The organism is Streptomyces sp. NWU339, assembly GCF_003143855.1.
Classification (GTDB): Bacteria; Actinomycetota; Actinomycetes; order Streptomycetales; family Streptomycetaceae; genus Streptomyces.
Window position 1 is genome coordinate 241634 of the sequence record NZ_QFRK01000002.1, and the last position, 13342, is coordinate 254975.

A 13342-nucleotide genomic window follows, 5' to 3' on the forward strand; every position below is an offset into this window, starting at 1 on the left:
AGCAGGGGCCGGCCGACGCCGACGGCCCGGCCCCACGGGTGTGGGACCGGGCCGTCGGGGTGGTGCGTCAGGCCTCCGTGGGCTCCGCGGGGGCCGTCGCTGCGGTCTTGCGGGTGCGGCGGACCCGGGGCTTCGCCTCGGCCTCCTCCGCCTCCGGTGCGGCCTGCGCCGGGATGCCGGCGGTGGTCGTACCGGCCTCGGTGGCCGCGGCGGTCTTGCGGGTGCGGCGGCGCGGCTTGGCCTCAGCGGCTTCGGCGGCTTCGGCGGCGTCGAGCGCGGTCGCGGCGGCTGCCGTCTTCCGGGCGCGCCGGGGCTTCGCCTCGGCCGTGGCGTCCACCACGGCCTCCGGCTCCTGCACGGCGGTGGCCGCCTTGCGGGTGCGGCGAGGCCTGGTCTCGGCAGCCTCGACGGCCTCGGCCGTGTCCACGCCCGTCTCGGCCGTCGCTGCGGTCTTGCGGGTGCGGCGGACCCGGGGCTTCGCCTCGGCCTCCTCCGCCTCCGGTGCGGCCTGCGCCGGGATGCCGGCGGTGGTCGTACCGGCCTCGGTGGCCACGGCGGCCGTCTTCCGCGTCCTGGTGCGCCGGGGCTTCGTCCCGGTCGCCTCCGGGGCGGATTCGGTGGTCCCCTCGACGGTGTCCACCACCGCCTCGGCCGCGGTGGCCGTAGCCGCCGTGGCCTTGCGGGTCCGGCGGCGGCGCGGCGCCGCCGGGGTCTCCGGAGCGTCTCCGACCGCGCTGCCCTCGGCCGTCGCGACAGCAGCCTCGGCGGGCTCGACGTGCTCGGCGGACTCGACCGCGGTCACCTGGGCGGTCGTCGCCTCGGCGACCGCCCCACCGCGCGTGCGGCGACGACGGCGCGGGGTGCGGGGAGCCGTACCGGTGTCGGCCTCATCGGTGCCCTCGACGGCCGAGGCCGCCGGCTGCGCCGGGTCGTCCAGCGAGGCGCCACCGCGCGTGCGGCGACGACGGCGCGGCGTACGGGCCGGACGCTCACGCTCGGAGTCGCCCCGGCCGCTCCGGTCGCCCCGACTCCCGCGCCCGCCGCGCGGGCCACGGCCGCCCGGCTCACCCAGGTCCTCCAGCTCCTCCGCGTCGAGCCCGGCGCGGGTGCGCTCCGAGCGCGGCAGGACACCCTTCGTCCCCTCGGGGATGCCGAGGTCGGTGTACAGGTGCGGGGAGGTGGAGTACGTCTCCGGCGGATCGCTGAAGCCCAGGTCCAGCGCCTTGTCGATCAGCTGCCAGCGCGGGATGTCGTCCCAGTCGACCAGCGTGATCGCCGTACCCTTCGCGCCCGCGCGGCCCGTACGGCCGATGCGGTGCAGGTACGTCTTCTCGTCCTCGGGCGACTGGTAGTTGATGACGTGCGTCACACCCTCGACGTCGATGCCGCGGGCGGCGACGTCGGTGCAGACGAGCACGTCCACCTTGCCGTTGCGGAAGGCGCGCAGCGCCTGCTCGCGGGCGCCCTGGCCGAGGTCGCCGTGGACCGCGCCGGAGGCGAAGCCGCGCTGCCCCAGCTGGTCGGCGAGGTCGGCGGCGGTGCGCTTGGTGCGGCAGAAGACCATGACCAGTCCCCGGCCGTCGGCCTGCAGTATCCGCGAGACCATCTCCGGCTTGTCCATGTTGTGCGCGCGGTAGACGAACTGCGTGGTGTTCGCGACCGTCGCGCCCTCGTCGTCCGGAGTGGTGGCGCGGATGTGCGTGGGCTGCGACATGTAGCGGCGGGCCAGCCCGATGACCGCGCCCGGCATGGTGGCCGAGAACAGCATGGTCTGGCGGCGCGCCGGAAGCAGGTTGATGATCTTCTCGACGTCGGGCAGGAAGCCCAGGTCGAGCATCTCGTCGGCCTCGTCGAGGACGAGGGCCTTGACGTGCTTCAGGTTCAGTTTCTTCTGCCCCGCCAGGTCGAGCAGCCGGCCCGGGGTGCCGACGATCACGTCGACGCCCTTCTTCAGGGCCTCGACCTGCGGCTCGTAGGCCCGGCCGCCGTAGATCGCGGTGACGCGCACATTGCGCACCTTGCCGGCGGTCAGCAGGTCGTTGGTGACCTGCGTGCACAGCTCGCGGGTGGGGACGACGACCAGCGCCTGCGGGGTGTCGGTGAGGTCCTCGGGCTTCGCGCGGCCTGCCTCCACGTCCGCCGGGACGGTCACGCGCTCGAGGAGCGGAAGGCCGAAACCGAGCGTCTTTCCGGTGCCGGTCTTGGCCTGGCCGATGACGTCCGTGCCCGACAGGGCCACGGGGAGCGTCAGCTCCTGGATGGGGAAGGGGGTGATGATGCCGACGGCTTCCAGGGCCTCGGCGGTCTCGGGGAGAATCCCGAGCTCTCGGAACGTAGTCAGGGTGCTGCCTCTTCTGTGTGCGCGGTGCGAGGCGAGCGCGGGGGGTCGTCTATGGACCGTGCCGGGGACGTCGGCTGCCTTACGGGGATGCCGTAGGGCACGGGACCACTGCCGACGCTCTAGCGCTCGTACCGCTGAGGGTCCCTCCGATCGTCGTACGCAATGTGCCGTACGGTCAGGGAGAGCGGTCGGGGCGGAGCCGATCGGGCCTCCGACCGGGCATCCTCATACAAACGCCCCCTCGAACACGTCAAAGTATTCGGCAGGCGCATTACCACCATACCCCGGATTCGCGCACACGCCATGGCCGATTTGGCCACGTAGTCGTCGTCACACCTGTTGACCAGCGCCTTCCGACCCCCGATCAGCGGGCTATTGTGCGGTTTATGACGAGCTCTGACAAGCCTGACCCCGCCGAGGACATCTCCGAGACCCCGGCCGCGCCCACCGGCGTCGCCGCCCTGGACTGGACGGCAGCCTCCGCCGACCCGCAGTACCGCGCCGCCGTCGTGGACCTGCTCGGCGCGCTCGCGTACGGAGAGCTCGCGGCGTTCGAGCGGCTCGCGGACGACGCCAAGCTGGCTCCCACGCTGGAGGACAAGGCGGAACTGGCCAAGATGGCGTCGGCCGAGTTCCACCACTTCGAGCGGCTGCGCGACCGACTGACCGAGATCGGCGAGGAGCCGACCGCCGCCATGGAGCCGTTCGTCGCCGCGTACGAGGGCTTCCACAAGCAGACGGCGCCCTCCGGCTGGCTCGAAGGGCTCGTCAAGGCCTACGTCGGCGACTCCATCGCCAGTGACTTCTACCGGGAGGTCGCGGTCCGGCTGGACTCCGACACCCGGGCGCTGATGCTGACCGTGCTCGACGACACCGGGCACGGCGGCTTCGCCGTGGAGAAGGTGCGCTCGGCGATCGACGCGGACCCGCGCCTGGGCGGACGGCTCGCGCTGTGGGCGCGCCGGCTGATGGGCGAGGCGCTGTCCCAGTCGCAGCGGGTGGTGGCCGACCGGGACGCGCTGTCGACGATGCTCGTCGGCGGTGTCGCGGACGGCTTCGACCTCGCGGAGGTCGGCAAGATGTTTTCCCGGATCACGGAGGCCCACACCAAGCGGATGGCCGCCCTGGGGCTGGCGGCCTGAGAAGCCGCCCCGGACAGGTCCCGTGCCGGCGTCGGCGGCCGCTCAGGCGGTCGCCGACCGGCCGCGGAGTCTGCCCGCGGGGCGCAGCAGCAGTGACACCGAGGCCACGGAGACGATCGCGGCGCCGAACAGGACCGTCAGCGGGCTGCCCGCGTCCAGCGCGCTGTGCGTGATCAGCGCGCCGAACACGGCCCCGGCCACACCCGTCGACAGGACCAGCGCGCGGGCGGGGAGGCGGTGCGAGAGGCGGCGCGTGGCCGCCCAGGCCAGGGCCAGGCCGAGGATCGCTGAACTGAGCGTTTCCAAGAGCATGTCGGGGTCCCTCCCACATGGCCGGCCTGATCACATCGGTCGTAGCCCGACTTACCCCTGACCTGCGAAACCCAATCCTCCTCTGTGCGCGACCTGTGCTCCATCAGTGAAGAGCGGGGTGGCGGGAGGCGGTGGGGGAGACGGCTGGTGACGCCGGGGAGAACGGCAAGGGGAGAAGGGCTGAACGGACCAGCGGTGCGGGAGGGACTGAGAAGGGCTGAGAGCGACTGAAAGGGACACGGAAGGGCCCGGCGGTATCGAGATTCCGAAACCGCCGGGCCCTTCCGCTGTCTGCCGGTCGTCGCCTACAGCGCGCCGAAGCCCACTTTGCGCGGGGCCGGCTCGCCGATCTCGACATACGCGAGACGGTCGGCCGGGACCAGGACCTTACGGCCGTGCTCGTCCACGAGAGTCAGCAGCTGCGTCTTTCCGGCCAGTGCCTCGGCCACCACGCGCTCGACCTCCTCGGTACTCTGACCGCTCTCCAGAACGATCTCGCGGGGCGCGTGCTGCACGCCGATCTTGACCTCCACGGCTATGTCCCTCCGACGGTCAGTGAAGTGCGCGACCTTCCGCGCCGTACCCAGCACACATTAGCCCGGTGAGGGGATGCGCACGCTCAGCCCCCGCAACGCCAGGAGCGAACAGCCGACGGGAACGAACGCTCCCCGCTCGCCCGGCGGCGCTCCTGGGAGCCGTCAGAACTGCTGCTCGTTGCCGTGCAGCGGGAATCCGGCGATGCCCCGCCAGGCCAGCGAGGTCAGCAACTGCACCGCCTGGTCGCGGGGCACACTGCGGTCGCTGTGCAGCCAGGACCGCGCCACCACCTGGGCCAGACCGCCCAGCCCGGAGGCGAGCAGCATCGACTCCTCGCGCGACAGGCCGGTGTCCTCGGCGATGACGTCGCAGATCGCCTCGGCGCAGTCGTTGGTGACCCGGTCGACGCGCTCGCGCACCGCGGGCTCGTTCGTCAGGTCCGACTCGAAGACCAGGCGGAAGGCCCCGCCGTCGTCCTCGACGTACGTGAAGTAGGCGTCCATGGTCGCCCGTACGCGCTGCTTGTTGTCGCTCGTCGACGCGAGCGCGTGGCGCACCGACTGGATCAGCGCCTCGCAGTGCTGGTCCAGCAGGGCCAGATAGAGATCGAGCTTGCCCGGGAAGTGCTGGTAGAGCACCGGCTTGCTGACGCCCGCGCGCTCGGCGATGTCGTCCATCGCCGCCGCGTGGTAGCCCTGTGCGACGAATACTTCCTGGGCGGCGCCCAGCAACTGGTTCCGTCGGGCACGGCGCGGCAGGCGTGTGCCCCTCGGGCGCACGGCCTCTGTCTGCTCGATGGCTGTCACGCCGCCTCCCATTCTCGTCCACGTGCGGTGTGAGCCGCGCCGCCATCGTACTTTTCGGTAACCGTGGTGTGCGCGCTGAGGGCGCAGAATTTCACGGACCGGACTGCGGCGAAAGTGGCACGGACCGTTTCAAAAGTTCTCAATGGGGGCAAGATGGCGCCTCCCTCCCGGATGATGCCGCCTCGTTCCGGCACCGTCACCTTCACCGGTGGTCGTCCTCTTCACCCTCTTCACCGGTAGTCGTCCTCGTGGAGGGAGACGACCCTGGCCTGCTCGGCCAGGTCCGCCTCATTGGCGCGGTCGGCGTCGGCGCCGGTCAGCGGATCGTCGCGGTCCTGCTCGAGGTCCGCGCGCTGTTCGGCCGCGTCGACCTCGGGTGCCTCGACGTCGTACTCCTGGTCCTCGCGAGCGTCCTCGGCTTCCTCGAACGTCTCGGGGTCGGTGGGATCTACGGCCATGGCTGGGCTCCCTTCCTATGAACGTCCCCGGAGAATGCGGGGCCACATACGGGTGCCCTCGGTATGAGCCTAGGAGACACCCGATCCGGGCGCTATGCGATCCGCGATCGGGTTGTGACGCGGTGCGCACAGCGGGGCCGGCGGCGGCCGGCCGATGTCCGGCACTGCCCCTGTGACCGCGAACACACGAGTCCCCGCGTGATCGTCTCGTAACATTGCGGCATGTCCTCGACCGATCTGCCGTCCGTGCCGCTCGCGACCGTGCTGCCCAAGGTGGCCGCCGTCAGGGTCGCGGAGGGCGAGCGCCTCAGATCGGTCGAACTGCCCGGCGTCACCCTGTCGATACGGTCGAGGCCACCCGCGCGTGAGGGCCTGCCGCCCGCGCTCCACATCCACGGGCTGGGAGGGTCGTCGCAGAACTGGTCGGCGTTGATGCCGCACCTGGACGACGTCGTCGACAGCGAGGCGGTCGACCTTCCGGGCTTCGGCGACTCGCCGCCCCCGGACGACGGCAACTACTCGATCTCGGCGCACGCTCGCGCGGTGATCCGATATCTCGACTCTTCCGGGCGCGGCCCCGTCCACCTCTTCGGCAACTCGCTGGGCGGCGCGGTCGCCACCCGCGTCGCCGCCGTACGCCCCGACCTCGTCCGCACGCTCACGCTGGTGTCACCGGCCCTCCCCGAGCTGCGGGTGCAGCGCACCGCGGTGCCCACGGGACTGCTGGCGGTGCCCGGGGTGGTCCGGCTCTTCACCCGGATCACCCAGGGGTGGTCTGCGGAGCAGCGCGTCCGCGGCGTCGTCGCGCTCTGCTACGGGGATCCCGCGCAGGTGTCGCCGGAGGCGTTCCGCAACGCCGTGCAGGAGATGGAGCGGCGACTGCGGCTGCCGTACTTCTGGGACGCCATGGCGCGTTCCGCGCGGGGACTCGTCAACGCGTACACCCTGGGCGGCCAGCACGGTCTGTGGCGCCAGGCCGAGCGGGTGCTCGCGCCGACGCTGCTGCTGTACGGCGGCCGGGACCAACTAGTCGGCTTCCGCATGGCCGGGCGCGCGGCCCGCGCGTTCCGCGACTCCAGACTGGTCACCCTGCCCGACGCGGGGCACGTGGCGATGATGGAATACCCCGAGGTCGTGGCCACCGCTTTCCGTGAACTCCTCGCGGATGCAACGGATTCAGTGATTGAGGGGGGTACTTTGGGGCCGGGCGCGAAGGGCGCTTCGGTCTCGACCGCAGACACCGCTGCGGACGAGACCGCCGACGGCGGGGGCACCGCCGAGAACCTGAGGGGCTGAGGCACCAGGTGGGACGCCACAGCCGTCGTGGGCCCGCCCCCAAGGGCGACACCGCGGATCCGGCGGCGGCACGTGCCGACCGGAGGTCCCGGGGCGGCCGGGGCAGCGACGGCCGGGGAGGAGCCCGGCCGGACGGCCTGGTTCCGCCAGGCCGTGGAGCGCCGGACCCTGGCCCGCCCGCGGAATACGGGCCACCCGCTCATGGGGTGCCACGCCTGCCGGAAGGGTGGCTTCCGGACGGGACGCCCGCGCGTGGAGTGCCGCGACCGCCCGAGGGCACCCCCGCTCACGGCGTTCCGCGCGTCCGTGGCGGCGGCCATCCCGAGCAGCGGGAACCCGGCGGTGGCTGGGGCGAGTTGAGGGGACAGAACCCGGGAGTCGGGTATCCCGGGTACCCGGGGCGCCCCGGGCCGGCCGGCGGGGGCGTGCCCTTGCCGCGACAGCGCCAGGCGCCCACCGGGGGGCCGTGGGAAGCGCGAGATCCGCGCGGGCCGCGACAGGACTACCTCGACGCCTTCGACGAGGAAGGCGACCTCTTCACGCCCCGCGACCCGGCCCGCCGGACCTTCGCCACGGACTCCACGCACGCGGCGGGCCCCTACGCCGCCGTCACCGACTGGGGCACCGCGTCGGCCGCCCGCGCCCCGGCCGGCCTCGACGACGCGCCCCCCGCCGGAGCGCCGGCGGAGACCAAGGGCGCCAAGGGGCGCGCGTTCACCGGGATCGCGGCCGCCGCCGTGACCACCGTGCTGGCCGTCGTCGTGGCGGGCCAGGTCGCCGACGAACACGACGCCGCCGCCGACGACGTACAGGCGCAGTCCGTCACCGACCAGGCGGCGCGCGACGTCCGGGACTCCGGCTCGCGCGGGGCCGGGCGGGACGAGACGTCGTCCGGCGCCGGGTCGTTGACGTACGCGCAGAAGATGGAGAAGAGGTACCCGATCGCCGACTCCCTCGCGGGCTCGGGGAAGTTCGAGGCGATCCCCGGAATCGACAAGGCGCAGGGCGAGGGGCAGAAGATCACCTACCGCGTCGACGTGGAGCAGGGGCTCGGCCTCGACGGCGAACTCTTCGCCGAGGCGGTGCAGCGGACGCTCAACGACAACCGCAGCTGGTCGCACAACGGCGCCCGTGCCTTCGAGCGCATCCACTCGGGCCGCCCCGACTTCGTCATCACGCTCGCCAGCCCCGAGACGACCGCCGACTGGTGCGCCAGGTCCGGACTCGACACCACGGTGGACAACGTCTCCTGCGACTCGGCGGCCACCGAGCGCGTGATGATCAACGCGTTCCGGTGGGCGCAGGGCGCCGAGACGTACGGCGACGAGCTTCTCGCCTACCGGCAGATGCTGCTCAACCACGAGATCGGCCACCGCCTGGGGTACAACCACCTCACCTGCGACAAGGACGGCGATCTGGCCCCGGTCATGCAGCAGCAGACCAAGTTCCTCGACCACGACGGAATCAGCTGCCGGCCGAACCCCTGGCCGTATCCGAAGGGCTGACGCCCCGGCAGGGCGCGCCGGGCGCGCCCGGCGCCCTCTGGTCGCACAGCTGATCGCATAGCGCGACCAAACGCGTCCCGTGCGAGAAAGTTACGACCGTTCACCCCTTTTGGTGGTGCGACGGACAACCGTCCATCACACCCCCACCTTGTCCGCATACGTTCGTCCCGCTGCGAGCCGTCGGGCCGACGGCGGCTCCCCATACGGGAGATCGGGGGTGCACTCGTGCGCATCGGACTGCTTACGGAGGGTGGCTATCCGTATGTGGGCGGTGACAGCGGACTCTGGTGCGACCGTCTCGTGCGCGGACTCGGACACCACGAGTTCGACGTCTACGCGTTCAGCCGCAGCGAAGCCCAGGAGGACGCAGGCTGGGTACCGCTGCCGCCGCAGGTCACCAGGGTGCGTACCGCGCCGCTGTGGACGACCGAGGACGACGGGGTGGTGTACGGCAGGCGCGCGCGCCGGCGATTCACCGAGCACTACGGCGAACTCGCCGCCGTGCTCAGCGCGGCGGACCCCGCGACGACCCGCGCCCCGGCCGAGGCGGACCGTTTCGCCCACGCTCTGTACGGTCTTGCCGAACTCGCCCACGACGAGGGCGGTCTCGACGCCGCTCTCCGCTCCGAGACCGCCGTACGAACCCTGGAACGCGCCTGTCGTGCGCCCCGCGTGCTGCGCGCCGCGCGGGAGGCCCGGGTACCGGACCTGCTGGCCGTGGCCGCCCATCTGCAGCACGCCCTGCGCTCCCTCTCACTCGACTGGTACGAGGAGGACGGGCTCGGCGCGGTCGACCTGTGTCACGCCGCCTCCGGCGGCACGGCCGCCCTGCCGGGCCTGCTCGCCGGCCACTTCTTCGACGTCCCCCTGCTGGTGACCGAGTACGGCGTACGGCTGCGCACGCACTACCTGACCCGCCCGGACGCCCCACCCGCGGTCCGGTCCCTGCTCGCGGCCTTCCACGGCCGGCTCGCCGCCGAGACCTACCGGCGGGCCGCGTTCGTCACCCCGGGCAACACCCACGCCCGCCGCTGGCAGGAACGCTGTGGTGCCGACCGGGCGAGGATCCGCACCATCCATCCCGGAATGGACGCCACGCCCTTCGCGGGGGCGGAGGAGTCCCCGGAGCGCGCGGACCCGGGCACCCTCGTGTGGACCGGCCGGGTGGAGCCCGCCAAGGACCTGGTCTCACTGCTGCACGCGTTCTCCGGCATCCACGCGGAGGAGCCCGGGGCCCGCCTGCGGATCATCGGCGGCCCGGCCGGCCCGGAGGGTGCCGCCTACCTCGAGCACTGCCGGGCGCTGGCCGCGCGGCTCTTCCCGGACGGAACCGAGGGCGGCCCGCACTCCACCGGCACTGCTCCGGTGTCCTTCGAGGAGATCGGCGGTCCGGAACCCGCCGACCGGGCCGAGGCGTATGCCTCGGGCGCCGTGATCGTCCTGTCGAGTGTCGTCGAGGGGTTCCCGGCCGGTCTCGTCGAGGCGATGCTCTCCGCCCGCGCGACGGTGTCCACGGACGTCGGCGCGGTGGTCGAGGTCATCGGTGGAACCGGTCTCGTCGTACCGCCCCGCGACCCGCGGGCGCTCGCCGAAGCATGCGTTTCGCTGCTGCGCGACCCCGAGCGCAGGGCGCGCCTCGGCGCCGCCGCGCGCGCCCGCGCACTCGAACTGTTCACCGTCGAGCAGAACGTCGCCGCGTTCCACGCTCTGTACCTGGAGATCGCGGCGCGCAGCCCGGTCCACCGCGTCCTCCTGAACGACACCGGCGACCCCCTGCCCTTCGCAGCCCCCGCCGAGGTCCACGTCCCCGGCGACTGGTCCGTCCCCGCCTCCCGCCCGCCGCTGCGCACCGCCCCCGCCTGGGCCACCGGCGCTCCCGAGCGGGCCACGGACGTCCTGAGGCCGACCACCCCGGTGTCGGCCACACCACTGGTTCCCGCGACGGAGGCGGCACGATGACCGGACTCGACGAACTGGACCGGGACCCGGCCCGGCCCGCCACCGCCCGCCCGGGCACCGCCGACCCCGTGAAGGCGCTGCTGCACCGCCACCGCGAGCTGTGCGAACGTGCCGTGGACCCCCTGGAGATCGCGGCGGGCCTGGAGGCGCACGGCGTCACCGACCGGACCGCCGCACGCTTCCGGCACCGGGACGTCTTCTCCCTCGCGGAGGAGCTGTACGCCAGGATCCCCCGCGACCACGACACCCCCAGCCCCGCCACCCCCGCCGCCCCCGAGGCACGCGCCGGCTGGATCGCCCGCACGCTGCTCCCCGGCGCCCTCGGCGTCGCGTCGGTGACCGCCCTGCGCCTCACCCACGGCCAGACCCGCCTCTACGCGGTCGCCGCGGGTGTGCTCGCCATCGCCCTGGCCGCGCGCGCGGTCCTGCGCCGGGGCCCGCTCAGCGCCGCCCGCCCGCCCGCCCCCGGCACGGCGACGTGGGCCTGCTGGCTCATCGGTTACGCCGTCCTGGGCGACGGCCTGCTCCACACCGCGATCACCGGCGGCCCCGACGGCCCGCCCACCGGCGCCGTCGACGGCGACTGGCCGTTCACCGTCGCTCCGGCCCTGGCCCTCACCCTGGCCTGCGCCCCCGGTGCCTGGGGCGCGGGCCTGTTCACCGCACGGGCCCGCCGCAGACTCGCGACCAGCCGAGGCCTCGAGGACTTCACCGCCTCCGTCCGCCCCCTGCTGTTCGGCGTCCTCGCGCTGTTCCTGTGCGCTCTGGCCGTTCTCCTCTCCCTCTGCGCCACGGCCCTGGACGAACCCTTCATCCCCCTCGAAGCGCTCTCCCTGGGCGCCCTCCTCTTCCTGGCCCGCCTCCTCGCCCTCCACGGCTTCACCCATGCCCCGAAGGTGATCCTCGTGGCCACCGCCCTGGCCCAGGCAGCCGCCCTGGCCACGGTCTTCGCGGCCCGCCTCCCCGGCTGCGGAGCGCTGGCCGCGCCCGTGGAAAGCCTGGTCGCCACCTGGGGCCCCACCGCCGTCCCCACTCTCACCTGTGGTGCGGCGGCCCTGACCCTCCTGATCCACGCAACCCGCACACTCCCCCGAGCCTCGGCGCACGTCCGGCCGCAGGCACCACTCCAAGGAGATCCCACATGACCACCCGCCCAGCGGCCCCGGCCGCCACAGGAGCCGCCCGATGAGAGTTCTGCTGATCGGAGCCAACGGGTACATCGGCCGTTTCGTCGCCGACCGTCTGCTCGCCGACCCGGCCGTCCAGCTCACCGCCCTCGGCCGCGGCGACGACGCCGACGTCCGCTTCGACCTCGCCACCGGCAGCCCCGGCGCGCTCACCCGGTTCCTCGACGCCGTCCACCCCGGCGTGGTGGTCAACTGCGCCGGTGCCACCCGTGGCGGTGCCCGGGAACTCACCCGGCACAACACCGTCGCCGTCGCCACCGTCTGCGAGGCCCTGCGCCGCAGTGGCTGCGGCGCCCGCCTCGTGCAGATCGGCTGCAGCGCGGAGTACGGCCCCAGCCAGCCCGGTTCCTCCACGGCGGAGGACGCCGTCCCCCGCCCCGGCGGCCCGTACGGCGTCAGCAAGCTCGCCGCGACCGAACTGGTTCTCGGCTCCGGGCTGGACGCCGTGGTCCTGCGGGTCTTCTCACCCGCCGGGCCCGGCACCCCCGCCGGCTCCCCGCTCGGCCGCCTCGCCGAGGCGATGCGCCGCGCCATGCAGTCCGGCGACGGCGAACTGAAGCTCGGCGGTCTCGGTGCCCAGCGCGACTTCGTCGACGTCCGGGACGTGGCCCGTGCCGTGCACGCCGCCTCGCTCTCCGCCGCACAGGGTGTCATCAACATCGGTTCGGGCCGCGCCGTCCGCCTGCGGGACGCCGCCGCGGTCCTCGCCCGCGTGGCCGGATACGGCGGTGTCCTCCACGAACTCGACGGCCCGCCCGGCGCCCAGACCGCCCACGGCGGCCACGCCACCCACACGGGCCACACCGCCCACACACCGCATCTCAGGCCGAGCCTCGGCCACCCGCGGAGCGAGTCCGACCACCACGCGGCATCGGTCGCGTACCCGTACCCGGACGGCTGCGGCAGCTGGCAGCAGGCGGACGTGCGCACCGCGCGCGACCGGCTCGGCTGGCGTCCCAGGATCAACTTCGAGGAATCCCTCGCCGACATCTGGATGGAGGCGGCATGTCGTATCTGATCCCCCGGGTCAGACCCGGTACCGGTACCGATACCGGCGTCCGCACCGGCTTCGGCGTCCCCGGTCTGGCGCACCCCCTCCTCGCTCCGGCCGAGTGGAACGCGCTCACCCGCCCGGGAGGCGGAAGCCCTTTGCACTGGGTCGTTCTGAACGTTGCCAACGGTCCCGGCGTACAACCCGATCCGCACTGCCTGGAGGCAGCCGGCCGGCTGCGCAACGCCGGTGTCCGCATCCTGGGCCATCTCGACTCGGCATACGGCCTGAGAGGCTTCGGCGAGCTGATCTCGAACGCCCACCGGTTCATCGACTGGTACCAGGCCGACGGATTCCTCCTGGACCGCTGCCCCGCGGACCGTGCCGCGCTCCCCGAGGTCCGGCGGACGGTCGGAGCACTCCGCGCGATCCGTGACGACGCCCACATCGTCCTCGGTCACGGCACCCACCCGCACCCGGGCCACGCCGAGATCGCGGACCAACTGGTCACGTTCTCCGGCCCGTGGAGCGACTACCGCTGGTCGCAGGTGGCGGAATGGACCGCCGACCATCCGCCCGAGCGGTTCTGCCACTTCGTCCACGGAGTGCCCGGACCGCACCTGGAGGAGGCGCTGCGCATCGCCCGCTGGCAGGGCGCCGCGACCATCTACTTCACCGACCGCACAGCCCGCGACGGCCGAACCGATCCCTGGGAACCGCTGCCCGGCTACTGGGACGATCTCGTCTCGCGGATCGGGATGGGTGTCTCGGAATGAAAAAGGCCATGGCAGTGTTGGGGGGAGAACAA

At 73.1% G+C, this 13342-nt stretch carries 12 protein-coding genes; 7 read left to right on the plus strand and 5 right to left on the minus strand.

Annotation, left to right across the window (positions count from 1 at the left end):
* Positions 1-67: 67 nt before the first annotated feature.
* On the minus strand, positions 68-2239 hold the full coding sequence (locus tag DIZ27_RS04105) for a DEAD/DEAH box helicase (RefSeq protein WP_258308223.1): 2172 nt from the start codon (positions 2237-2239) through the stop codon (positions 68-70).
* Positions 2240-2727: 488 nt separating this feature from the next.
* Here DIZ27_RS04105 and DIZ27_RS04110 point away from each other — a divergent pair, with 488 nt between their 5' ends.
* The gene (locus tag DIZ27_RS04110) at positions 2728-3483 is read left to right on the plus strand and encodes a ferritin-like fold-containing protein (protein ID WP_109376883.1); all 756 of its coding nucleotides are present in this window, start codon (positions 2728-2730) and stop codon (positions 3481-3483) included.
* Between the two features lie 42 nt (positions 3484-3525).
* Here DIZ27_RS04110 and DIZ27_RS04115 read toward each other — a convergent pair whose 3' ends face one another.
* The 4 genes from DIZ27_RS04115 to DIZ27_RS04135 all read right to left on the minus strand — a co-directional run bounded on the left by DIZ27_RS04115 (position 3526) and on the right by DIZ27_RS04135 (position 5596).
* A complete protein-coding gene (locus tag DIZ27_RS04115; RefSeq protein ID WP_109376884.1) occupies positions 3526-3795 on the minus strand; it encodes a hypothetical protein in 270 nt (89 codons plus the stop codon).
* 305 nt (positions 3796-4100) lie between these two features.
* A complete protein-coding gene (locus DIZ27_RS04120; protein WP_109376885.1) occupies positions 4101-4328 on the minus strand; it encodes a DUF3107 domain-containing protein in 228 nt (75 codons plus the stop codon).
* Between the two features lie 165 nt (positions 4329-4493).
* On the minus strand, positions 4494-5138 hold the full coding sequence (locus DIZ27_RS04125; RefSeq protein ID WP_109377021.1) for a TetR/AcrR family transcriptional regulator: 645 nt from the start codon (positions 5136-5138) through the stop codon (positions 4494-4496).
* 230 nt (positions 5139-5368) lie between these two features.
* Positions 5369-5596 (minus strand): hypothetical protein, encoded by a 228-nt coding sequence (locus DIZ27_RS04135; protein ID WP_109376887.1) that lies wholly within the window; start codon positions 5594-5596, stop codon positions 5369-5371.
* Between the two features lie 222 nt (positions 5597-5818).
* Between DIZ27_RS04135 and DIZ27_RS04140 the strand changes: the two genes are divergently transcribed.
* From DIZ27_RS04140 to DIZ27_RS04165, 6 genes are all read left to right on the plus strand, one after another.
* Positions 5819-6892: an alpha/beta fold hydrolase gene (locus DIZ27_RS04140; RefSeq protein ID WP_109376888.1), complete on the plus strand. Its 1074-nt coding sequence runs from the start codon at positions 5819-5821 to the stop codon at positions 6890-6892.
* A gap of 8 nt (positions 6893-6900) precedes the next feature.
* Positions 6901-8397, plus strand: a complete 1497-nt coding sequence (locus tag DIZ27_RS04145; protein ID WP_109376889.1) for a DUF3152 domain-containing protein — start codon at positions 6901-6903, stop codon at positions 8395-8397.
* 225 nt (positions 8398-8622) lie between these two features.
* A complete protein-coding gene (locus DIZ27_RS04150) occupies positions 8623-10356 on the plus strand; it encodes a DUF3492 domain-containing protein (protein ID WP_109376890.1) in 1734 nt (577 codons plus the stop codon).
* Positions 10353-11501, plus strand: coding sequence for a hypothetical protein (locus DIZ27_RS04155; RefSeq protein WP_109376891.1), 1149 nt, complete (start codon positions 10353-10355; stop codon positions 11499-11501). Before DIZ27_RS04150 ends, DIZ27_RS04155 begins: the two co-directional genes overlap by 4 nt.
* 40 nt (positions 11502-11541) lie before the next feature.
* Entirely contained in the window at positions 11542-12561 is a 1020-nt protein-coding gene (locus DIZ27_RS04160) for an NAD-dependent epimerase/dehydratase (protein ID WP_109376892.1), read from the plus strand.
* On the plus strand, positions 12549-13310 hold the full coding sequence (locus DIZ27_RS04165; protein WP_109376893.1) for a spherulation-specific family 4 protein: 762 nt from the start codon (positions 12549-12551) through the stop codon (positions 13308-13310). The genes DIZ27_RS04160 and DIZ27_RS04165 overlap by 13 nt, the downstream gene beginning before the upstream one ends.
* Positions 13311-13342: the final 32 nt, after the last annotated feature.